At 65.5% G+C, this 21,673-nt stretch carries 20 protein-coding genes and 1 riboswitch; of the genes, 13 read left to right on the top strand and 7 right to left on the bottom strand.

Features of this window, described 5'->3' with window-relative positions; genetic code table 11:
* The coding region (locus tag AQZ49_RS22655) for a helix-turn-helix domain-containing protein (RefSeq protein WP_082701911.1) at positions 1–221 on the bottom strand (221 nt) is incomplete at its 3' end.
* 143 nt (positions 222–364) lie between these two features.
* Positions 365–442, top strand: a riboswitch (Fluoride riboswitch).
* A gap of 24 nt (positions 443–466) precedes the next feature.
* On the opposite strand from AQZ49_RS22655, the gene AQZ49_RS18845 reads away from it, so the two are divergent.
* Positions 467–1,828: a voltage-gated chloride channel family protein gene (locus tag AQZ49_RS18845; RefSeq protein ID WP_067619549.1), complete on the top strand. Its 1,362-nt coding sequence runs from the start codon at positions 467–469 to the stop codon at positions 1,826–1,828.
* Positions 1,829–1,904: 76 nt separating this feature from the next.
* Here the strand turns inward: AQZ49_RS18845 and AQZ49_RS18840 are convergent, their stop codons facing one another.
* Positions 1,905–2,408: a ferritin-like domain-containing protein gene (locus tag AQZ49_RS18840; protein WP_067619486.1), complete on the bottom strand. Its 504-nt coding sequence runs from the start codon at positions 2,406–2,408 to the stop codon at positions 1,905–1,907.
* 139 nt (positions 2,409–2,547) lie between these two features.
* Between AQZ49_RS18840 and AQZ49_RS18835 the strand changes: the two genes are divergently transcribed.
* Positions 2,548–3,588 (top strand): hypothetical protein, encoded by a 1,041-nt coding sequence (locus AQZ49_RS18835; RefSeq protein WP_067619484.1) that lies wholly within the window; start codon positions 2,548–2,550, stop codon positions 3,586–3,588.
* On the opposite strand, the gene ada is transcribed toward AQZ49_RS18835, so the two are convergent.
* A complete protein-coding gene (gene ada, locus AQZ49_RS18830; protein ID WP_156428394.1) occupies positions 3,554–4,570 on the bottom strand; it encodes a bifunctional DNA-binding transcriptional regulator/O6-methylguanine-DNA methyltransferase Ada in 1,017 nt (338 codons plus the stop codon). The genes AQZ49_RS18835 and ada overlap by 35 nt on opposite strands.
* A gap of 100 nt (positions 4,571–4,670) precedes the next feature.
* On the opposite strand from ada, the gene AQZ49_RS18825 reads away from it, so the two are divergent.
* From AQZ49_RS18825 to AQZ49_RS18800, 6 genes are all read left to right on the top strand, one after another.
* Entirely contained in the window at positions 4,671–6,248 is a 1,578-nt protein-coding gene (locus tag AQZ49_RS18825) for a S1 family peptidase (protein ID WP_067619480.1), read from the top strand.
* A gap of 185 nt (positions 6,249–6,433) precedes the next feature.
* On the top strand, positions 6,434–6,988 hold the full coding sequence (locus AQZ49_RS18820; protein ID WP_067619477.1) for a F0F1 ATP synthase subunit delta: 555 nt from the start codon (positions 6,434–6,436) through the stop codon (positions 6,986–6,988).
* A gap of 34 nt (positions 6,989–7,022) precedes the next feature.
* Positions 7,023–8,552: a F0F1 ATP synthase subunit alpha gene (gene atpA, locus AQZ49_RS18815; protein ID WP_067619476.1), complete on the top strand. Its 1,530-nt coding sequence runs from the start codon at positions 7,023–7,025 to the stop codon at positions 8,550–8,552.
* Positions 8,553–8,647: 95 nt separating this feature from the next.
* Positions 8,648–9,520 (top strand): F0F1 ATP synthase subunit gamma, encoded by an 873-nt coding sequence (locus AQZ49_RS18810; RefSeq protein ID WP_067619473.1) that lies wholly within the window; start codon positions 8,648–8,650, stop codon positions 9,518–9,520.
* Positions 9,521–9,584: 64 nt separating this feature from the next.
* A complete protein-coding gene (gene atpD, locus AQZ49_RS18805; protein ID WP_067619469.1) occupies positions 9,585–11,030 on the top strand; it encodes a F0F1 ATP synthase subunit beta in 1,446 nt (481 codons plus the stop codon).
* Between the two features lie 53 nt (positions 11,031–11,083).
* Entirely contained in the window at positions 11,084–11,338 is a 255-nt protein-coding gene (locus tag AQZ49_RS18800) for an ATP synthase F1 subunit epsilon (protein WP_067619466.1), read from the top strand.
* Between the two features lie 186 nt (positions 11,339–11,524).
* Here AQZ49_RS18800 and AQZ49_RS18795 read toward each other — a convergent pair whose 3' ends face one another.
* Entirely contained in the window at positions 11,525–12,250 is a 726-nt protein-coding gene (locus tag AQZ49_RS18795) for an MIP/aquaporin family protein (protein WP_067619463.1), read from the bottom strand.
* Between the two features lie 166 nt (positions 12,251–12,416).
* On the opposite strand from AQZ49_RS18795, the gene AQZ49_RS18790 reads away from it, so the two are divergent.
* The 3 genes from AQZ49_RS18790 to AQZ49_RS18780 all read left to right on the top strand — a co-directional run bounded on the left by AQZ49_RS18790 (position 12,417) and on the right by AQZ49_RS18780 (position 15,327).
* Positions 12,417–13,088 (top strand): response regulator transcription factor, encoded by a 672-nt coding sequence (locus AQZ49_RS18790; RefSeq protein WP_067619460.1) that lies wholly within the window; start codon positions 12,417–12,419, stop codon positions 13,086–13,088.
* A 95-nt stretch (positions 13,089–13,183) separates the two neighbouring features.
* Positions 13,184–13,972, top strand: a complete 789-nt coding sequence (locus AQZ49_RS18785; RefSeq protein ID WP_067619456.1) for a glycosyltransferase family A protein — start codon at positions 13,184–13,186, stop codon at positions 13,970–13,972.
* A gap of 50 nt (positions 13,973–14,022) precedes the next feature.
* Positions 14,023–15,327 (top strand): amino acid permease, encoded by a 1,305-nt coding sequence (locus AQZ49_RS18780; protein ID WP_231739314.1) that lies wholly within the window; start codon positions 14,023–14,025, stop codon positions 15,325–15,327.
* Between the two features lie 3 nt (positions 15,328–15,330).
* Here AQZ49_RS18780 and AQZ49_RS18775 read toward each other — a convergent pair whose 3' ends face one another.
* Positions 15,331–16,947, bottom strand: a complete 1,617-nt coding sequence (locus AQZ49_RS18775; protein ID WP_067619454.1) for a phytoene desaturase family protein — start codon at positions 16,945–16,947, stop codon at positions 15,331–15,333.
* A gap of 39 nt (positions 16,948–16,986) precedes the next feature.
* Positions 16,987–18,168 (bottom strand): aromatic ring-hydroxylating oxygenase subunit alpha, encoded by a 1,182-nt coding sequence (locus AQZ49_RS18770; protein WP_067619451.1) that lies wholly within the window; start codon positions 18,166–18,168, stop codon positions 16,987–16,989.
* 60 nt (positions 18,169–18,228) lie between these two features.
* On the opposite strand from AQZ49_RS18770, the gene AQZ49_RS18765 reads away from it, so the two are divergent.
* Positions 18,229–18,834, top strand: a complete 606-nt coding sequence (locus AQZ49_RS18765; protein WP_067619448.1) for a TetR family transcriptional regulator C-terminal domain-containing protein — start codon at positions 18,229–18,231, stop codon at positions 18,832–18,834.
* Between the two features lie 77 nt (positions 18,835–18,911).
* A complete protein-coding gene (locus AQZ49_RS18760) occupies positions 18,912–19,574 on the top strand; it encodes a nitroreductase (RefSeq protein WP_067619445.1) in 663 nt (220 codons plus the stop codon).
* Positions 19,575–19,762: 188 nt separating this feature from the next.
* Here the strand turns inward: AQZ49_RS18760 and AQZ49_RS18755 are convergent, their stop codons facing one another.
* On the bottom strand, positions 19,763–21,181 hold the full coding sequence (locus tag AQZ49_RS18755) for a M20/M25/M40 family metallo-hydrolase (RefSeq protein WP_231739313.1): 1,419 nt from the start codon (positions 21,179–21,181) through the stop codon (positions 19,763–19,765).
* Positions 21,182–21,673: the final 492 nt, after the last annotated feature.

Genomic DNA, 21,673 nt, shown 5'->3' with positions numbered 1-21,673 from the left:
CCCCCCTGCCCTGACAGCGCCGCCATGATCGCCTGTTCCGCCGCTGTTGCATCATCGGCAAGCTGACGCAGCGCCTTGGCGGTGTCGGCCAGCAGGCCGGGGTTGAGCGGACGTTCGCCGTTGGAAAAGCGGCGGATGGCGCGTTCGTCGATATTCAGGCGGCGCGCGGCGGCGGTGGTGCCGCCAAGCACCTGGATGGCATGGGCAAACTGGTCGAGCATGGGCCTGGGCTTTCGTCTGGGCGATCGGGGTGGCTGGCGCCTGCGCCGACGGCGGGGATGCGTCAATCCCCCCGTTGTACGGCGTGGCGCGCGCGAACCCCCGGCTTGACCCCGGCTTGACATGGTGCGCTGCACAATGCATGGGCGCGCCCGGCGATGGATTTCCGCCGGGCGCTATGCCGAACCACCCGTTTTTTCGGGTTGATGATTCCTACCTTTGGCCGTTTCGGCAACAAGGAGGATCTGTGCGCGCGCTGTTTCAAACCTATTGTGCCTCGTTCGATGTGGCGGCGTTTGTGCGCACGCGGCACGATCATGCCATGGCCGTGCTGCGCTGGGCGCTGATCCTGGTGCCGATGGCGATCGCGGTGGGGTCGCTGTGCGCGGCGTTTCTGTGGAGCCTCGATGTGGCCACACACGCGCGGTTCGATCACCCATGGCTGCTGTTTGTGCTGCCGGTGGCGGGCGCGGCGATCGGCCTGCTGTATCATCTGACGGGCAAGAGCGTCGAAGGCGGCAACAACCTGATTGTCGAACAGATCCATGAACCCGGCGGCGGCGTGCCGCTGCGCATGGCCCCGCTGATCTTTGTGGGCACGGTGGTCACGCATCTGTGCGGCGGCTCGGCCGGGCGCGAAGGCACCGCGGTGCAACTGGGCGGCAGCCTGGCCAGTGCGATCGGCAAACTGGCCGGGCTGCAGGGCGATGGCTTGCGCATCATCCTGATGGCCGGGGTTGCCGCCGGGTTTGGCGCGGTGTTCGGCACGCCGCTGGCCGGCGCGGTGTTTGCGCTGGAAGTGCTGGCGGTGGGCCGGGTGGAATATACCGCGCTGATCCCGTGCCTGGCGGCGGGCGTGGTGGGCGATTGGACCTGCCATGCCTGGGGCATCCATCACGGCATCTATCGCGTTGCCTATCTGGCGGGATCGGGCGGCGCCACCGCGATCGATCCGGTGCTGGTGACCAAGGCGGCACTGGCCGGCGTTGCCTTCGGGCTGGCCGGACTGGTGTTTGCAGAGGCCAACCATACGCTGGGCGGCTGGTTCAAGCGGGTGATCCCCTATGGCCCGGCGCGCCCGTTTGTCGGCGGGCTGCTGGTGATCGCGCTGGTGTTTGTGACGGGCACGCGCGCCTATCTGGGGCTGGGCGTGTGGTCGCCCGATCCCGCCGCGCCGACCATCGCCGGGTTTTTCACCGGGCCGGTCGATCACTGGAGCTGGGCGCTGAAACTGCTGTTCACCATCGTGACGCTAAGCGCGGGGTTCAAGGGCGGCGAAGTGACCCCGCTGTTCTTTATCGGCGCCGCGCTGGGCAATGCACTGGGCGGCGCGCTGGGCGTGCCGGTCGATCTGTTTGCCGCCCTGGGCTTTGTCGCGGTGTTTGCAGGCGCGGCCAACACCCCGCTGGCCTGCACCATCATGGGGGTGGAACTGTTTGGCGCCACGCATATGGTGCCGATCGCGGTGGCCTGTTTCGTTGCCTATATCTGTTCGGGCCACAGCGGCATTTATCTGTCGCAGCGGATCGCCATTCCCAAACGGGGCGCCGCATCGGCGGTGCCCGGCGCCACCCTGCGCGAGGCACGGGCGCAAACCACGGTAAGCTGACGCAGCGCCGACCTCGGCGCGCATCCTTCGGCAGGCTCTGGATGAGCGGCGCCTGCCTGATTGTCACGCTATTGGTCTATGCCTCCAGCAAGGCGGCGGCCTGCAACAGGCGGTTGCCATGATCGACTTCTTCGCGCCCGTTGGCGCGCAGCAGGTCGGCGGCGGCGGGGTGGTCGATGGTGGCGGCCCAGCGTTCGTACAACGCTTCGCCATCGAATTCGCCGACAGACAGCTTGCGCAGCGCATCGGGGGTGACCGGCGAAAAGGGAAAGCCGCCGTTGGCAAGATAGGGATTGTCCGGCGCGGCGGGGGCGGGAAAATCGCCGCCACCAAGCAGACCGATCACGTCCGACACGCGGCGGGCATGCAGCATTTCCTCGCGCCCGTTGGCGTGCAGCAGCTCGATCACGCCGGCATGGTCGGTGCCCTCGGCGGTGCGCCGGTACAGCGTTTCGCTGGCCGCCTCGACCAGCACCATCACCTTGAAATCGGCGATCGTCGGTGCGGAGACCGTGCCGATATGGGCAAAGGCTTCGCGAATGGTCTGTGGCAGGGCGGGATCGAGCGCGACGGTGGCCATGGGGACTCTCCGGTTCTCTGGTTGCTGGCGGTCATGGTATCGCGATTTAGTCGATCGGTTAAGAGGCAATCGCCGCGCGGCGAAACAGGCGGGCGAAACAGGCGATTGCAACGCGGCGTGTTTTGGCCAAGTTGGGCGCATGATCGCCCGCCTGCCCCGCTTTGCCGCCATCCTGCTGGCGATCGTCGTTGCCGCCTGCTGCGTCTGGTGCCTGACCGTGCCAACCGCGCGGGTGCAGGCCGGGTTGCATGGCGATTATACCGATGTGCGGCTCTATCGCGATATCGCCGATGCAGTGGCGGCGGGCTGTGGCTATTATCCTGCTGCCGCGGCGATCCAGCGCGCGCATCATTACCCGCTCAGGCCGTTTGTGACCGTGCGCCCGCCGACGATGACCTGGTGGGCGGCGCTGGTCGGCTGGCGCGGGGTGGAGATCACCGCGCTGATCGTGGCGCTGGCCGGTCTGATCGGCTGGATCGTGGCGTCGGCCGGGCGATTGCGTGCGGGCGAACGGGTGGCGCTGGCGCTGGTCTTTGCAGTGGGCGCCGCGCCGCTGCTCAGCCCCGCCGTGCTGCCGCTGCACGAATGCCTCGCCGGGCTGTGCATGGCGCTGGCGCTGGCGGGGGTATGGGGCTGGCCGCGCCAATGGGGGTGGATCATGGCGCCGCTGGCGATCGGGCTGGCCTTGCGCGAACTGGTGCTGCCGTTCGTGCTGCTGCTGCTGGCGTTTGCGCTGATCGAGCGGCGCTGGCGCGAGGCGCTGGCCTGGGCCGGGCTGATCGGCGGATGGGCGCTGTTGATGGCGTGGCATGCGCAGATGGTGGCGCCCTTGTGGCAGCCCGGCGACGAGGTGAGCCAGGGCTGGCACGCGCTGCAAGGGCCGGCGGGGTTCCTGAAGGACGTGGTGTTCACCAGCATGTTGACCGTGCTGCCGTTTCACCTGGCGCTGCTGGCGGCATTCGTGCCGGTGATCGGCTGGCTGGCGGTGGATGGCCGCGCCGGACGGTTCAGCCTGTTGCTGGTGCTGGGCTATGCCGCGCTGCTGGCGTGTTTTGCCCGGCCCGACACGTTCTATTGGGGCGCGCTGATGCTGCCGTGGTATTTTGTCGGCTATGCGCTGGTGCCGCGCGCGGTGGGGCAATGGGTCAGCGCCGTTCGCGCGCCAGCAAGGCCCGCTTGATGTCCAGACCATAGGCATAGCCGCCCGCGCTGCCGTCGCTGCGGATCACGCGATGGCACGGGATCAGCACCGCGACAGGGTTGGCGCCATTGGCGCTGCCCAGCGCACGCACCGCGCGTGGATGGCCGATCTGCGCGGCGATATCGCCATAACTGCGCGTTTCACCCGGCGGGATCGTGCGCAGCGCGCGCCACACCGCCTCTTGAAACGCGGTGCCGCGCACATCGATGGGGATATGCTCACCGGTGCCCGGCGCCTCTACCGCGGCGATCACCTGCGCCAGCAGATCGGCGAACGGCGCCCCGCCCTCCACCAGCGTGGCGTGGGGAAACCGCGCGGCCAGCGCGGCGCGGTCTTCGGCAAACGACAGGCGGCACACGCCCTTGTCGGTCGCGGCGACCATCATCGCGCCAAGGCTGGTCGGCACCACCGCCCAGCGGATGGTTACCCCGCGCCCGCCATCGACCCACGCCGAGGGCGCCATGCCCAGCCGGTCGGCATCGGCATAGAACCGCGACGGGCCGGAAAACCCCGCATCATAGATCGCCTCGGTCACGGTTTCGGCGCGGCTCAGGCTGTCGGCCATGCGTTCGGCGCGCAAGGCGCGGGCATAGGCGGCGGGCGACAGGCCGGTGTGGCGCACGAACAGGCGTTGCAGGTGCGCCGGGCTGTACCCGGTGGTTTTCGCCAGATCGGCCAGCGGCAGGGCATCCCCGGCGGTGCGAATCGCATCGATCACGCGCAGGATCGCGGCCTCATCGCGCGCCAGATCATCGGGCCGACAGCGCAGGCACGGTCGCAGCCCTGCGGCCACGGCATCACGCCCACTGGCAAAAAAGCGCACGTTTGCACGCCGGGGATGGCGCGCCGCGCACGACGGGCGGCAATAAATGCCAGTGGTCAGCACGCCGGTGACAAACTGCCCGTCAAACGCCCGATCGCGCGCCAGTACGGCGGTCCAGGCCTGATCATCGGTCACCATGCATCTCGCTCCATCACTCCGGGCGCTCATTTGACGCGATTGGCATGACAATGCATCCCGCGCCTTGCGATCAAAACCCCTTGCGGGCAAGAACGGCTCCATGTTGTTGCGCCGCCTCGTTCGCCCCCTGCTGTTGGTCCTCCCCCTGCTCGCGCTGATCGGCGGGGCACGCCCGGCGCTGGCCGATCCCGGCGATATCGCCGCCGCCAGCCGGGGCGTGGTGCGCGTGGTGCTGGTGCGCAGCGGATTTCTGGGCACCAGCATGCTGGGCCATGGCTCGGGCTTTGCCGTGGCACCCGACATGATCGTGACCAATGCCCATGTCGTGCAGGACGCGCATGGCGACGGCAATGTGGTGATCGGCGTGATCCCCAGCCAGGGCAGCGCCAGCTATCCCGCGCATATCGTTGCCTATTCGCCCGCCAACGATCTGGCGCTGCTGCAACTGGGCAACCATGCCGCGCTGCAGCCGCTGACGCTGTTTCCCGGCGCGGTGTCCGACGGCATGCAGATCGCGGCGGTCGGCTATCCCGGCAATGTCGATGCCGCCCAGGGGTTGAACGCAGGCGACTTGGTCACCCCGCAGGACACCGTGAAGACCTATGGCCAGGTGTCGTCGGGGCGGTCATCCCGGCAGTTCGACACCATCCTGCACACCGCGCAACTGGGCGCGGGCAATTCGGGCGGGCCGCTGCTCGATACGTGCGGGCGCGTGCTGGGGGTCAACAGTTTCGGCACGGTCAGCGACAACGGCACCGATTCGTCGTTTTTCTTCGCGATCTCGATGCGCGAGTTGCAGCCGTTCCTGAAAAGCGCCGGGGTTATCCCCCATCTGGCCAGCCTGCCGTGCACCTCGATCGCCGATCTCGACCGCGCCGACAGCCAGCGCAGCGCCGATGATCAGGCGCGCGTGGCCGCCGAGGCGCTGGCCCGCACCGCCGCCAGGGAACACGCCTTTGACAAGGCGCGCCATGACGCCGAACTCGACGTGCTGTCCGAACGCGACAACGGGCTGGCGCTGGCCGCGCTGCTGCTGGTGGCCGCAATCGGCGCGGCGACGTTCGCCTTTCTGCAACGCCAGCGCGGCCAGGTGCGCGGCACTCGGATCGGGGTGGGCCTGCTGATCGTGCTGGTGCTGGGCGCCGGGTTTGCGTGGATCTTGCGCCCCTCGCTCAGCGCAATCGATGATCGTGCCAAGGATCGCATGGCCGAAGTCGATGCCAGCGGCACGCCCGCGCCCGACGGCGATGGCAGCACCGCCGCCGCTGCCGCCCCGCAAAAACTGATCTGCGTGCTCGATCCGCAGCGCAGCCGGGTGACGGTGTCTGATATCACCGATGTGCCGCTGCAATGGAGCGCGGGTGGCTGCGTCAATGGCAAGACCCAGTATGGCCTGGCGCAGGACGGCTGGTCACGCGTGCTGGTGCCCAATGGCGAAGACACCATCGCAGTCACCCATTTCGACCCCGCCGCGCACAGCTATACCGTCGAACGGTTCCTGATGGGCATCGACGACATGAACCGCGCGCGTGCCGAACGCAGCAAGATCGCCTTTCCGCCCTGCGGCGCCAGCGAAGACCTGGCGCGCCAGCTCGGCAGCGCGCAGGCCGCGATCAAGACGCTGTTGCCCGCCGAACCCAATGAACGGATGCGCTATACCTGCCAGCCGGCGCGATGAATCGGCACGCGAATCCGCATACGTCTGCACAGGCGTTTGCCCGGTGCCCGCAACCCACGCCATTTGCTATCTTGTAATAAGCAACCGAGGTTGCTAGGCGCCCCCCCAAGACGGGCTGATGCTGCCGCTTCCCTGCGGACCTGGCGCGGCCCGTTTGGCTCATCCGATGAGGGGGAAAGAGGCGCGTGGGGATTTCCGGCGGCATTACGGCCAGCCTGGCAGGGCGTTACGCTTCGGCTTTGTTTGCGCTGGCCGGCGAACACGATGCGCGTGCCGTGGTCGAGGGCGATCTTGACCGGCTTTTGGCCGCGATCAGCGAATCGAGCGATCTTGCCCAACTGCTCCACGATCCGCAGGTTTCGCGCAATGACGCCGAACGCGCGATCAAGGCGGTGGCCCAGGTGCTGTCGCTGCATGGGCTGACCACCAATTTTCTCGGCGTGCTGGCCGGCAACCGCCGTCTGGCGCAATTGCCCGCAGTAATCCGCGCGTTTGCCGCGATTGCCGCCGATGCGCGCGGCGAAGTGACCGCCGATGTCACCACCGCGCATGCACTGACCGAAGGCCAGATCGCCGCGCTGACTGCCAAGCTGGCGCAGCGCGAAGGCCGCACCGTGACGCTTCGTACCCACATCGATCCCGCCCTGCTTGGCGGTCTGGTTGTCCAGATCGGCAGCCAGCGCATCGATGGCTCCATCCGCACCCGTCTCAATTCGCTTGCCCAGGCTGTAAAGGCCTGAACGGCCTGCACACGTCTTCCTAGAAAGGCAGAACATGGAAATCCGCGCTGCTGAAATCTCCCGGGTCATCAAGGACCAGATCGCCAGCTTCGGCACCGAGGCGCAAGTCTCGGAAGTCGGCACCGTGTTGTCGGTCGGCGACGGCATCGCCCGCATTCACGGTCTGGATCAGGTCCAGGCCGGTGAAATGGTCGAATTCGCCAATGGCATCAAGGGCATGGCGCTGAACCTCGAAGCCGACAATGTCGGCGTCGTGATCTTTGGCACCGACACCGAAATCAAGGAAGGCGACATCGTGCGCCGCACCGGCACGATCGTCGACGTGCCGATCGGCAAGGGCCTGCTGGGCCGCGTGGTCGATGCGCTGGGCAATCCGATCGATGGCAAGGGGCCGATCGAATCGACCGAACGCCGCCGCGTTGAAATCAAGGCGCCTGGCATCATCCCGCGCAAATCGGTACACGAACCGGTGCAGACCGGGCTCAAGGCGATCGACGCGCTGGTGCCGATCGGCCGTGGCCAGCGCGAACTGATCATCGGCGACCGCCAGACCGGCAAGACCGCCGTGGCGATCGACACGTTCATCAACCAGAAGGCGGCCAACGCCGGGGACGATGAATCGAAAAAGCTGTACTGCATCTATGTCGCCGTCGGCCAGAAGCGTTCGACCGTGGCGCAGATCGTGCGCCAGCTCGAAGAATCGGGCGCACTGGAATATACCATCGTGGTCGCCGCGACCGCGTCGGAACCGGCCCCGTTGCAGTATCTGGCGCCCTACACCGGCTGCACGATGGGCGAATTCTTCCGCGACAACGGCATGCATGCGGTCATCGTCTATGACGATTTGTCCAAGCAGGCAGTTGCTTATCGCCAGATGTCGCTGCTGCTGCGCCGCCCGCCGGGCCGCGAAGCCTATCCGGGCGACGTGTTCTATCTGCACAGCCGTCTGCTGGAACGTGCTGCCAAGATGAACGACGACAACGGCGCCGGTTCGCTGACCGCGCTGCCGATCATCGAAACCCAGGCGGGTGACGTGTCGGCTTATATTCCGACCAACGTGATCTCGATCACCGACGGCCAGATCTTCCTCGAAACCGGCCTGTTCTTCCAGGGCATCCGCCCGGCGATCAACGTCGGCCTGTCGGTCAGCCGCGTCGGTTCGTCAGCGCAGACCAAGGCGATGAAGAAGGTTTCGGGCTCGATCAAGCTGGAACTGGCACAGTACCGCGAAATGGCGGCGTTTGCGCAGTTCGGGTCGGACCTCGACGCTTCGACGCAAAAGCTGCTCAACCGCGGCTCGCGCCTGACCGAGCTGCTCAAGCAGCCGCAGTTTTCGCCGCTGTCGTTCGAAGAACAGACCGTGGTGATCTTTGCCGGTACGCAGGGCTATCTCGATGCGATCCAGGTGACCGACGTGGTGGAATACGAAGCCGAATTGTTGAGCTATCTGCATGCCAACCACGCAGACGTGCTGACCGAGATCCGCACCACCAAGGATCTGGGCGACGCCACGCGCGCCAAGGTCAAGGCCGCGCTCGACACGTTTGCCAAGCAGTTTGCCTGATCGCCGATGCCGGGGCCCCCTGTTGCGGGAGGCCCCGGCCAGGCCCACGAATTGATACCGTCAGCGCGCTTTGACGGTGAAAAGGGAGCCGACGAGTGGCCTCGCTGAAGGAACTTAAAGGCCGGATCAACTCGGTCAAATCGACCCAGAAGATCACCAAGGCCAAGCAGATGGTCGCCGCGGCCAAGCTGCGCAAGGCGCAGGCCTCGGCAGAGGCCGCGCGACCCTATGCGCTGCGTCTGGCCAGCGTGGTCGGCAGCCTGGCCAGCCGGGTGGTGCTGAGCGACAATTCGCCGCGCCTGCTGGCGGGAACCGGCAAGGATCAGGTGCATCTGCTGGTCGTCGCCAATTCCGATCGCGGGCTGTGCGGCGCGTTCAACGCCAACATCGTCAAGGCCGCCAAGCTGCGCGCGCGCGAATTGGCCGCCGAAGGCAAGACGGTGCTGTTCTATCTGGTCGGGCGCAAGGGCCGTGCGCCGATCCGCCGCGACTATCCCAACGCGATCCTTGGCGCGTTCGACACGACGCAAGTGCGCGAGCCCGGCTTTGCCGAGGCCGAGGCGATTTCCGCCGAATTGCTGGCGCTGTACGATGCGGGCAAGTTCGATGTCGCGCACTTGTTCTTCGGCAAGTTCAAGAGCGCGCTGGTGCAGGAACCGACCGAACAGCAGATCGTGCCGGTGCCCACGCCCAAGCTGGCGGTGACCGACGGCGCGGTGGTGACCTATGAACCCGATGAGGAAACCGTGCTGGCCGATTTGCTGCCGCGGTATCTGCGCAACCAGATTTTCGGCGCGCTGCTGGAAAATATGGCCAGCGAACAGGGCGCATCGATGACCGCGATGGACAACGCCACGCGCAACGCCGGTGAACTGATCAAGAAGCTGACCATCCAGTACAACCGCAGCCGCCAGGCCGCGATCACCACCGAACTGATCGAAATCATCGCGGGCGCGGAAGCGCTGTAGCGGCATCTGAATTGACGGGCGCGAAAGCGCTCTGACGTAACGATAAGAACGCAAGGAAACATCCATGGCCACCGTGCTCTCCTCTACCGGCAAGATCAGCCAGGTCATCGGCGCCGTCGTTGACGTGGCGTTCGAAGGCGAATTGCCCGCGATCCTGACCGCGCTCGAAACCGACAACAACGGCAACCGCCTCGTGCTCGAAGTGGCACAGCACCTTGGTGAAGGCACCGTGCGCACGATCGCCATGGACTCGACCGACGGTCTGACCCGTGGCCAGCCGGTGCGCAGCACCGGCGCCCAGATCACCGTGCCGGTCGGTCCCAAGACGCTGGGCCGCATTCTCAACGTGATCGGCGAACCGATCGACGACAACGGCCCGGTCGGCGCCGAAACGTTCGCACCGATCCATGCCAAGGCCCCCGAATTCATCGACCAGTCGACCGAATCGGCGATCCTGGTCACCGGGATCAAGGTCATCGACTTGCTTGCGCCATATGCGCGCGGCGGCAAGATTGGCCTGTTCGGCGGCGCGGGCGTGGGCAAGACCGTGCTGATCCAGGAACTGATCAACAACATCGCCAAGGGCCACGGCGGCGTGTCGGTGTTTGCAGGGGTGGGTGAACGCACCCGCGAAGGCAACGACCTCTATCACGAATTCCTCGACGCCGGGGTCATCGCCAAGGATGCCGACGGCAAGGCGACCTCCGAAGGGTCGAAAGTGGCGCTGGTGTTCGGCCAGATGAACGAACCGCCGGGCGCCCGCGCCCGCGTTGCGCTGTCGGGTCTGACGATGGCGGAATATTTCCGCGACGTCGAAGGCCAGGACGTGCTGTTCTTCGTCGACAACATCTTTCGCTTTACCCAGGCCGGTTCGGAAGTGTCGGCGCTGCTCGGCCGTATTCCTTCGGCGGTGGGCTATCAGCCGACGCTGGCCACCGACATGGGCCAGTTGCAGGAACGCATCACCTCGACCAACAAGGGCTCGATCACCTCGGTCCAGGCGATCTACGTGCCGGCCGACGACTTGACCGACCCTGCGCCGGCCGCCTCGTTCGCGCACCTTGACGCGACCACCACGCTCAACCGCGCGATTTCGGAACTCGGCATCTATCCGGCGGTGGACCCGCTCGATTCGACCAGCCGCGTGCTCGAACCGCGCATCGTGGGTGACGAACATTACGCCACCGCCCGCCGCGTTCAGGAAACCCTGCAGAAGTACAAGTCGCTGCAGGACATCATCGCCATTCTGGGGATGGACGAACTGTCCGAAGAGGACAAGCTGACCGTTGCCCGCGCGCGCAAGATCCAGCGTTTCCTGTCGCAGCCGTTCCACGTCGCCGAGGTGTTCACCGGCATCCCCGGCAAGTTCGTGCAGATCGAAGACACCGTGCGTTCGTTCAAGGCGGTGGTCGACGGCGAATACGATCACTTGCCCGAAGCCGCGTTCTACATGGTCGGCGGGATCGAAGAAGCGATCGCCAAGGCAAAGAAACTGGCCGACGAAGCCTGACAAGACCGGCCTTCACCCCCGGCAACGGGGGTGGGCACCACCAGGAATTGACCATGCCGCTGCTGTTTGAACTCGTCACCCCGGCCCGTCTCGTGCTGTCGGAACACGTCCATATGGTCAACGTGCCGGGCGCCGAAGGCGAATTCGGCGTGCTGGAAGGCCACGCGCCGTTCACCACGACGATCAACGACGGCGTGATCCGCGTCTGGCGCACCGCCGGTGCGACACCCGAAGACATCGTGGTCAAGGGCGGTTTCGCCGAAGTCAGCACCACCGGGCTGACAGTGCTGGCCGAACGCGTCGGCTGATACGGCGTACCATAAATCCGAAAAAAGGGGCGGTCGGCAACGACCGCCCCTTTTTTGTCCTCCCCGTGCCGGGGAGGGGGACCGCCCGAAGGGTGGTGGAGGGGCAGTGCCCCACGCGATGCCTGCGCCAGGAGGCACGCCCCCTCCACCAGCTTCGCTGGTCCCCCTCCCCGGCACGGGGAGGATTCAGGCGATGCCGGTGGCACGCACGATCAGTGCACCCAGCCCTGCGCCCGCCATCGGCGCCAGCACCGGCACCCAGGCATAGCCCCAGTCCGAATCGCGCTTGCCCGCGATCGGCAACAGCCAGTGCGCGATGCGCGGGCCCAGATCGCGCGCGGGATTGATCGCATAGCCGGTTTGCCCGCCCAGCGAGAGGCCCACCCCCCATACCAGAATGCCCCAGAAAAACGGCCCCATGCCCGGCGCCAAGCCGGTGCCGACAAAACCTTTTGACGCCAGCGCCATGCCCACCACGATCAGCACGGCAGTCACGATCAGTTCGCTCAGCGCGTTGCTGCCGGTCGAACGGATCGCCGGCTGGGTGCAGAACACCGCCAGCTTGCTATCGGGATCGGACGAAGCCCAGTGCGGCAGATAGACCAGCCAGACCAGCAGCCCGGACAACACTGCGCCTGCCAGTTGCGCGCCGATATAGGGCACGACATGGCTGTAATCGCCCGACACGATCGCGCTGGCCAGCGTGACCGCAGGGTTCAGGTGCGCCACCCCGCCCACCGCCAGGCTGGTGACAATGCCGCAGAACACCGCAAAACCCCAGCCGGTGGCAATCACCATCCACCCGCCATCCTTGCCCTTGGACCGATCGAGCACGACATTGGCGACCACCCCGTTGCCGAACAGCAACAGCACCATGGTCCCTGCAAATTCACCGAAAATCGCCCCGTGCATCGCCCGCCTCTCCAGAATGCGCGGCTTGTTCTGTCTATCGCCGCGCGCTGAACAAAGCCGTTGCGGCCTGTAAAGGCAAGTCCTTGTCGATCGTCATGCACCGGTCACATTACCGCGACATGGGTGGCGCATGACATTCGCCCTTGCAACCAGACGACAGGATCCGATGCGGCAGATTGATATCCTGGTCACCGGCGCCCTGTCCGGTGGCGACGACAACTTTCTTCACGGCGATCTGCGCGTCGTGTTCCACACGTGGCTGGGCGATGCCCCGCTGCCTTTGCTCGATGGCAAGCCGTGGGCCTTTGTCGATTGGGTGTTGCCCGATCTGTCGGGGCTGGAACTGTGCCGCCGCCTGCGCTGCGACCCGCAGACCGAGGCGGCGCATGTGACGATGGTGCTCGAAGAAGACGAGGCAGAGGCCAAGCGCCGTGCCTTGCGCGCAGGTGCCGATGACTATCTGGTCGGGCCGATCGACCGATCAACCGTGCTCGACCGCGTGCTGTCGCTGCAATTGCCCGACACCGATCTGCCCACGCGCACGCTGCGCCTGGGTGATCTGTCGCTCGATCTGGCGGCGTTGCAGGCGCGCTGGAAGGACAAACCGGTGCCGCTGATGCCCAACGAGTTTCGCCTGTTGCGCTATCTGATGGAACAGCCCGGCAATGTCTTTTCGCGCGCACAACTGATCGCCGCGCTGGGCAAGCAGGGGCAGCCGATCGACGAGCGCACGGTCGATGCCTGGGTCAGCCGGTTGCGCCGCGCGCTGCGCGATGTCGGTGCAGGCTATCCCTTGCGCACGGTGCGCTCGCTCGGCTACGTGCTCGACAAGCCGTAAAGTCTTTGTTGCATCTTTTGCGGGGAGTCGGCACCGGCCCGCTCCCGAAAGGCGGTTTTCGGCACAGACACCCGTAGCCTGGGCAAAGGATCGATGTGACGTCACTGCCAAAGCGGATCACGCTGGTCCTGCCTTATTACAACGAAGAAAATTACATCCTGCCGACGCTGCGCGCGATCGCCGCGCAGGATACGCGCGATTTCCGGCTGGTGATCGTCAACAACCGGTCGAACGACAGCTCGCCCGCGCTGGTCGAACAGTTTCTGGCCGCCAGCGACATCGACTATACCCATGTCGATGAAGACACCCCCGGCGTCGTGCCCGCGCTGATGAAGGGCATCACGCTGGCGCAGGGCGAATTTATCGGCTTTCTCAACGCCGACACGATCTATCCGCCGCACTATGTGTCGCGCTGCCTGGCGCTGTTTGACGCCAACCCCACCGCGACCAGCGCAATGGCGATCGACATCTATGCCCCGCCCCACAGCGGCAGGGCCCGGCGGCGGTTGCGCCGCGTGCTGTTCGCCCGCTGGATCATGCCGCGCAAATGCCATGCCGGCACTTATGCGCAGGCCTGGCGGCTGGACTTGTTCCGCAGCGTTGGCGGGTTCGACAGCGCGATCTGGCCCTATGTGCTCGAAGACCACGAGATCATGGTGCGGATGATGGACAAGGGCCCGTCGATCTATGACCGGCACCACTATTGCTTCCCATCGCCCCGCCGCACCAATTCCAACGCGGTCAGTTGGAACGGGTGGGAAAAAATCGCCTATGGCCTGTTGCCGGCGCGCGCGATGCCATGGTTTTTCCATTCGCACCTGGCCGGCAAGTTCGCCCGGCGCAAGATGCTGAGCGAGGCGCTGCGTAACCGCAGTTGGGAATAGACGCCCGCCAAACCGGTGCTAGTCTGCCATATTGGCAGGGAGGGACCGGGTTGGCGCAGACATCGGACAAACCGCGCGGGCTGGGGCCGTGGATGGCGCTGGCGCTGGTGGTGGGCAATCTGATCGGATCGGGCGTCTATCTGCTGCCCGCGACATTGGCCCCGCTGGGCGCAAACCAGTTGATCGGGTGGATTGTCACCAGCGCGGCGGCGCTGGCGATGGCGCTGGTGTTTGCGCGGCTGGGCGCAAAGACACCGATGGCGGGCGGTCCCTATGGCTATGTCCAGGCCGCGTTCGGGCCGTTCGCCGGGTTTGTTACCGCGTGGAGTTACTGGATCCTGCTGTGGGCGGGCAATGGCGCGCTGGCGGTCGCAGTGGTCAGCGCCTTGTCGGGGGTGATCCCGGCGATCGGGCATGTGCCGGGGCTGCCCGCGATCATGGCGGTCGGCTGCGTGTGGGTGCTGACACTGGTCAACATTCGCGGCGTGCGTGGTGCGGGCGATCTGACGCTGGTGACCACGCTGGTCAAATCGGTGCCGCTGTTGGCCGTGATCGGCCTGGCGGGGTGGCTGTGGCTGTCGGGCACGCCGCCGATCGTGCAGACCCCCGTGCCGATCACCGGGGGGAATATCGCGGCGGCGGCAGGCCTGTGTTTCTGGGCCTTTCTGGGCATAGAATCGGCGACTGTGCCCGCCGACAAAGTCGAACATGCCGCGCGTGTGGTGCCCATGGCGACGCTGGTCGGCACGGTGCTGTCGGGCGCCATCTTCCTGGGCATTTCGCTGGCATTTCAGGGCTATATGCCGATCGCGGCGGCGGCCGGCTCGCCCGCGCCGGTGGCAGCGTTTCTGGGCCGGCATTTTGGCGGCGCGGTGGGCGGCATCGTCGCGGTGTTCGCCGCGATCAGCGCGTTCGGCGCGCTCAACGGGTTTATCCTGCTGCAGGGCGAAATGCCCTGGGCGATGGCGCGCGGCGGCGTGTTTCCGCAATGGTTCGCCGCCGAAAGCCGCAACGGCACGCCCGCGCGCGGGCATGTGGTGTCCAGCCTGTTGCTCAGCGCGGTCACCTTGCTCAATTTCGGGCGCGGCATGGGCGATCTGTTTCAGTTCATCGCCTCGGTCAGCCTGGCCGCCGGGATGCTGACTTATGCCATGACCATGCTCGCGGCGATCCGGCTGCTGCCCGGCGAACGCCTGATCGTGCCGGTGGCGCTGTTTGGCGCGGTGTTCTCGGCCTGGGCGACCTGGGGCCTGGGGCTGGAGGCGATGGCCTATGGCGCGGGGCTGCTGGCCTGCGGCTTGCCGATCTATTGGGCGGTGCGGCGGGGGCAACGGCTCGCCACCGCCCCCGCCTGAGCCTTACCGTGCGCGATGCAGCGCCTTCCACAGGATCGAGCGATCGCGGATGATTTCATGCGCGGCATTGTGCCCCGGCGCGCCGGTCACGCCGCCGCCCGGATGCGTGCCCGATCCGCACATGTAGAGCCCCTTGATGGGCGACCGGTAATCGCCGTGGCCGAGCACAGGGCGCGCCGCCCACAATTGGTCGAGCCCCATTGTGCCGTGGAAAATGTCGCCGCCGATCAGGCCGAACTTGCGTTCAAGATCGAGCGGCGAATGGATCTGGCGCGCGATCACGCTCTGTTTGAAATTCGGCGCATGTGCATCGATGGTGTTGATGATCAGGTCGGCAACGTCTTCACGCACATCGTCCCACGATTGTCCGTCGGGCAATTCGGGCGCAAATTGCTGGCAGAACAGGCTGGCGACATGCGCGCCCGGCGGGGCCAGGCTGTCATCGACAGTCGAGGGAATCTTGACCTCGACAATCGGTTCGCGCGACCAGCCCTGCGCTTTGGCATCGTCGAACGCCTTGTCCATATAATCCAGCCCCGGCGCGATGATGATCCCGGCGGTATGGTGTTCGGCCTGGGCCTTGCCCGGCAAGACACTGAAATCGGGCAATTCCGACAACGCGACATTCATCCGGAAAGTACCCGATCCGGTCTTGAAGCCCTTGATGCGGCGGTTGAAATCTTCGTCGAGATCGCTGGCATCGACCATCTGGCGATAGAGCATGGCGGGGCCGACATTGGCCGCCACGATCGGCGCATAGAGCTCTTCGCCGCCGACCAGTTTCACGCCTTGCGCCTTGCCGTTGTTCACCAGCACTTTGTCGACCGGCGATTCCAGGCTGATTTCGACGCCCTGTTCGACGCAGGCCGCCGCCATCGCCTGGGTGATCGAGCCCATGCCGCCCACCGCATGGCCCCACGCGCCCAATTTGCCGTTCACTTCGCCGAATACGTGATGGAGCAGCACATAGGCCGAACCCGGCGTCGACACCCCGGCAAAATTGCCCACCACCGCATCGAACGCGAACGCCGATTTGACATGATCGTCCTCGAACCAGCCATCGAGGAAATCGCGCGCCGACTTGGTAAAGATGTCGAGCACGTCGCGTTGCGTCGCAATGTCGAGCTTTGCCAGCGGCCAGCCCTGCTTGGCCGCCGCCGCCAGCGCACCGAACCCGCCGCCGACATTGGGCGGGGTCTGCAGCGCCAGATCGCGCAGCACTTGGGCGACTTTTTCCAGCGCCGCGTCATAGCGCGGATAGGCATCGGCATCGGTCTGCGAGAACCGCGCGAATTCGGCCCGCGTGCGGTCTGCACCGCCGCCAAGTTTCAGATACGTATCGGCAAACGGAAAGAAATTCGAGATCGTGCGCTCAATCACGCGATAGCCGCGATCGTGCAGTTTCATGTCGGCAATGACTTTGGGGCGCAGCAGGCTGACGGTATAACTGGCGGTCGAATTGCGGAAACCGGGATGGAATTCCTCGGTCACCGCCGCGCCGCCAACGATATGCCGACGTTCGAGCACGCGCACCCGCATCCCCGCCCGGGCGAGGTAGAACGCGCAAGTCAGGCCGTTATGGCCGCCGCCGATAATGATGGCGTCATAGCGGTTGGTCATCGATCTCTCCATCTAGTGGTACGGTCCGTCCGGGACGGATCAGGTGTGGCTCCAGCCGCGGGCCGGGGCATGGTGCAGGCGCGCCTGCGGGATCAGCGTGCGGATCTTGTGCGCAAAGCTGCGCAGGCACACTTCGCTGCGCCCGATCGGACCCGCGCCATAGGTCCGGCTGGCCATGCCCTGCTGCACGCGTTCGATCAACCAGGTGTCTTCGCGGTTGACCACCCGGTTGATGCGCCAGTTGGCATAGCGCGCCAGTTTCATTTCGCGCCGCGTATCGGGCAGCGCATAGACCATTTCGCGCAAGACGCAGGTGGTCGGCCCGGTCGGGATCCACTGCATGAAATCGATCTGATCGGCATAGATGTCGAACGCCATGTTGGGCCACAGCTTGTAATAGAGCCAGCGGCGTTGCGCAGCGGCGGGCAAGTGCGGCACAGCGGGCAGATGCTTCTGGTAAAACGCTTCCCAGAAATTGTCCGACGGCCGATCGACCAGATCGCCTTTCAGCCGGTCGGCCCAGCCATGCGCGGCAATTTCATAGCTCTTGCCAAACAGCCGCGACAGGCCGTCGTGCGCCACCGGAATGTGCAGGTTGTCGGAATAGTTGTCGCCCAGGTTCTTCCAGTTGAGGGCGCGATCGCGCACGCGCAGGTCCGACACGCAGCGCATCTGCGCAAACCGATAGGGCGCAATCTCGTCCTCGAACGGCGCCATCATCTCAGCCACAGACGGGAAACCGGCATCGCCCAGCCGCACGAACACGAACCCGTGCCACACTTCGAGCGCGACCGGGGCCAGACCATGGTCGCGCATGTCGAGCGAAGGATAGTCCGATTTCATCGGCACCCCGGTCAGGCGCCCGTCGTTTTCATAAGTCCAGGCGTGATAGGGACAGACGAATTTGCGGGCACACCCCGCCTCGCCTTCGACCAACCGCATCGCGCGGTGGCGACAGACATTGGCAAAGGCGCGGATCGTGCCGTCTTCGCCGCGCACCACGATCACGCTTTCCCCGACATAATCGATACGCCGCCACTGGCCGGGCTGCGCCAGATCGCTGTCATGGCACACGATCTGCCACGACGGGCGGATGATCCGTTCGATTTCCAACTGGTGGAATTCGGGATCGGTGTAGATCCAGCCGGGCAGGCTCCAGTCCGCATCGGGGTCGCCGCTGTCCGATGCGATGTCCTGGAACGTGCTGGCAAAGTCGGCCATGGAAATGCTCACCCCGATCATGTTATTGCACGATCGTACAACAATAAACAGGAAGCGCAAGTGACCACTGCCCCGATCCCCCGCCGCGCCGAACCCGATGTGCGCCGCCAAAGCCTGATCGCGGCCTGTGCGCGCGTGCTGGCACGCGAAGGCGCGGCGGGCACCAGCGTGCGCGTGATCGCGCGCGAAGCGGGCGTGTCGCCGGGGCTGATCACGCACTATTTCACCGGGATCGAGGCGCTGATCGCCGCGACTTATGCCGATGTCGATCAGACCGTGCGCGCCGCGATGGAGGTTGCCGTGGCCGCCGCCGGGACCGACCCGCGCGCGCGGCTCGATGCCTTTGTCACCGCCAGCTTTGCGCCGCCGATTGCCGATCGCGCGCTGTTGGCCACGTGGATCGCGTTCTGGAGCCTGGTGAGCGCGCGCGCCGATATCGCCCGCCAGCACGATGACCAATATGCCGCCTATCGCGCGCGCCTGACCGAAATGCTGGATGCCTGCGGCGTCGCGCCAGATCGGCTGCGGCTGGCGTCGATCACGCTGGCGGCAGTGGTCGACGGGCTGTGGCTGGAACTGTGCCTGTCGCCCGGCTGTTTCTCCGCGCAAGAGGCCGGGGTGATCGCGCGGGCGCAGATCGACAGTCTGATGCCGCCGCCAAAATGACCAAACCGGCCATTGCAATGTGGCGCGAGCACCATAGTATCGGTTGCAAGTTGCTATTGAAATCGACCGGAGAGACCATGAATATTGCCGAAGCCGTTGCCACGCGCCGTTCGGTGCGCGAATTCCTTGACCAGCCGGTGCCGCTCGCCACGATCGAACGCGTGCTCGATCAGGCCCGTTTCACCCCCTCGGGATGCAACTATCAGCCGTGGGAGGCCGTTGTGCTGACCGGTGCGCCGCTCAAGGCGCTGCAGGACGTGCTGTTGGCCGCGCAACCCGATGATCCGGCGGAATATGACTGGTCGGCGCCGGGCCAGTACCCGCAGTATCAGGCGCGGCTGCAGGCAGTCGGCGCGGCGATGTACGGCGCCCTGCAAGTCAAGCGCGAGGACAAGGCCGCGCGCACCGATTTCGTGAAGGCCAACCTGGTTTCGTTCGGCGCGCCGGTGCTGCTGCTGTGCCATTTTCCGAAGTTCATGAAGGAACCGCAGTGGTCGGATGTCGGCATGTGGCTGCAAACGATCATGCTGCTGCTGCGCGGCGAAGGGCTCGACAGTTGCCCGCAGGAATACATGGGCACTTATGGCCGCACGATCAAGGCGCACCTTGGCCTGTCGGACGACACCATGCTGTTCTGCGGGCTGGCCATCGGCTGGCGCGATGACGAGGCGCCGGTCAACCATTTCCCGCGCGAACGCGTCGCGCTGGCCGACCAGGTCAAGTTTCTCGGCTTCGAATGACGCGGGACAATGCCCAAATGCGCTGACGTGCACTTGTCGTCATCCCGGGCTTGACCCGGGATCCAGCTTTCCTTTGGCGCGTGAGGCCGGATTGGCGCCGCTCCATGAGGACTCTATTGCGCGAACAGGAAAGCGGGATCCCGGGTCAAGCCCGGGATGACGATAGGGGATTAGGTTGGCGCCCTTATCTACCGCGTCAGTTCCGGAATCAGCGTGAAGTAATACGTCAGTGCGGGCTTCACGTTGACCAGCCGGACACGTTCGTTCAGCCCGTGGCTGAACTGTTCGTCGGTGCGCGTGAACACCGGGCTGGCGTTGTAGGCCGGAATGCCCAGCGCGCGATAGAACATCGAATCCGACCCGCCCGAGGCCTGGTTGGGGATCACCGCAATCTGTTTGCCCCAGGCCGCGTGGATCGCCTTTTCGGCCGCCGCCACGAAATCGGCGCGCAGCGGGGTCACCGGCGGGGTGATCGACCCTTCGGTCACATCGGTCACGTGCACGACATCCGCCCCTACCGCCGCCTGCAATTGCGCCATGATCTCGGCGCGGGTGTGGCCGGGGAAAATGCGGCAATTGATGTTGGCGGTGGCACGCTGCGGCAACGCGTTGAGCGCATGGCCGCCCGACAGCATGGTGGCGACGCACGTCGTGCCGGTGCGGCCGACCATCTCGGGATCGGCGCGCAGAATGGCCAGCGCCGCCGTGTCGTGCGGATTTGCGGCAAAGGCGCGCATCGCCGCCGCCTTGGCCGGGTCCGCCTCGAACGCGGCGGCGCGTTCGAACCAGCCCTTGGTCAACACGTTCTGTTCGGCGGGAAACTGGTATACGCCCAGTTTGACCAGCGCCTGCGCCAATTGCACGATGGCGTTGTCGGGGCGCGGTTCGGAACTGTGGCCGCCGGGATTGGTCACTTCAAGCTGATAGTCGGCATAGGCCTTTTCATCGCCATCCCACAGCCAGTACAACGGCTTGTCGGTGCCGTCGGCAAAGGTACCGCCGCCACCATCGGCATTGATCACCAGATCGGCATTCTTCAATTCGTGCGCCAGCGCGTCGCTGGTGGCCATCACGGTCTCTTCATCGCCCGAAAACGCCACCACGATCGTCCGGTGCGGCTTGTAGCCATGCGCGCGCAAATCGATCAGCGCCGACACCATCAGCGCGCCGTCGAATTTCATGTCGGTGGCGCCCCGCCCATAGAGCACGCCATCCTCGATCACCGGGCCGAACGGATCGCGCACCCAGTCGGCCCGCTTGGCCTCGACCACGTCCATATGGCCCGACAGCACCAGTGGTTTCAGCTTGGGGTCAGTCCCGGTCCAGGTCGCCACCAAAGTCGCGGTCTGCCCGCGTGGGGTGATCACCACATCGCCCGGCGCCCAGCCCGATGCCACCAGCCGCGCCTTGATCACCGCCGCGACGTCACCCGTGCGATTGCCTTCCCCCTGCACCGAGCGGATGGCGATTTCCTTCATCGCCAGATCGAGCGCCTGCGCCGCCTCGGCGTCGGTCGGAACGGTCTGCGCGCGCGCGACCGGGGCGAGCGTGATGGCGCCAAGCGTCGCCACGGTGGCAAGCAGGCGGGTTGGACGGATGCGAGTCATGGCAGATCTCATGGGCTGGTCTCCTGGAAAGCGCGTTAGCTGCAGCCTGACGCGATCCTTGGCAACCTCCTTTGCGACCGCGATTCGCCTCTTCGCCGGCCGACGCGCGCCGCAAAGGCCATGACGCAACGCAGCCAGCCGGAATCAGGAAAAGGATTGCCGAACCAGGCGATTGCACAAGACGCACGACCAAGCCGGTCAGCGCATATTACGCATACGTGTGAAACTATTGATATAAAACATAATTTATTGCGCTCGCAGAATGCGGTAAACGCGGTGTCAAGCAGTTCAATTGAACGGTTGCGTTTTTCGCATTTGTAATTGCCTGTTTCGCACTTGCGCAAAACCACCCCCTGACGCATACGGAAACTGCCTTTCAGGCATCCTCTCCCAAACTTTACAGAGCCGCTTTCGAGCGGCTCTTTTTTTGCCCGGGCGGCGCAGTCCGGCGTACAGCCGGCATCGCAAAACCCCGACTGCCGCTTGTGGCAA

It is taken from the genome of Novosphingobium sp. FSW06-99 (genome assembly GCF_001519065.1).
Lineage (GTDB): Bacteria > Pseudomonadota > Alphaproteobacteria > Sphingomonadales > Sphingomonadaceae > Novosphingobium.
This window is presented reverse-complemented; position numbering and strand designations above follow the sequence as displayed.

Bases quoted from the DNA above. Each gene is read 5' to 3' on its own strand.
- AQZ49_RS18840 (WP_067619486.1), bottom strand. From the start codon at position 2,408: ATGGCCACCGTCGCGCTCGATCCCGCCCTGCCACAGACCATTCGCGAA.
- AQZ49_RS18835 (WP_067619484.1), top strand. From the start codon at position 2,548: ATGATCGCCCGCCTGCCCCGCTTTGCCGCCATCCTGCTGGCGATCGTC.
- ada (WP_156428394.1), bottom strand. From the start codon at position 4,570: ATGGTGACCGATGATCAGGCCTGGACCGCCGTACTGGCGCGCGATCGG.
- AQZ49_RS18825 (WP_067619480.1), top strand. From the start codon at position 4,671: ATGTTGTTGCGCCGCCTCGTTCGCCCCCTGCTGTTGGTCCTCCCCCTG.
- atpA (WP_067619476.1), top strand. From the start codon at position 7,023: ATGGAAATCCGCGCTGCTGAAATCTCCCGGGTCATCAAGGACCAGATC.
- atpD (WP_067619469.1), top strand. From the start codon at position 9,585: ATGGCCACCGTGCTCTCCTCTACCGGCAAGATCAGCCAGGTCATCGGC.
- AQZ49_RS18800 (WP_067619466.1), top strand. From the start codon at position 11,084: ATGCCGCTGCTGTTTGAACTCGTCACCCCGGCCCGTCTCGTGCTGTCG.
- AQZ49_RS18795 (WP_067619463.1), bottom strand. From the start codon at position 12,250: ATGCACGGGGCGATTTTCGGTGAATTTGCAGGGACCATGGTGCTGTTG.
- AQZ49_RS18790 (WP_067619460.1), top strand. From the start codon at position 12,417: ATGCGGCAGATTGATATCCTGGTCACCGGCGCCCTGTCCGGTGGCGAC.
- AQZ49_RS18775 (WP_067619454.1), bottom strand. From the start codon at position 16,947: ATGACCAACCGCTATGACGCCATCATTATCGGCGGCGGCCATAACGGC.
- AQZ49_RS18770 (WP_067619451.1), bottom strand. From the start codon at position 18,168: ATGGCCGACTTTGCCAGCACGTTCCAGGACATCGCATCGGACAGCGGC.
- AQZ49_RS18760 (WP_067619445.1), top strand. From the start codon at position 18,912: ATGAATATTGCCGAAGCCGTTGCCACGCGCCGTTCGGTGCGCGAATTC.
- AQZ49_RS18755 (WP_231739313.1), bottom strand. From the start codon at position 21,181: ATGACTCGCATCCGTCCAACCCGCCTGCTTGCCACCGTGGCGACGCTT.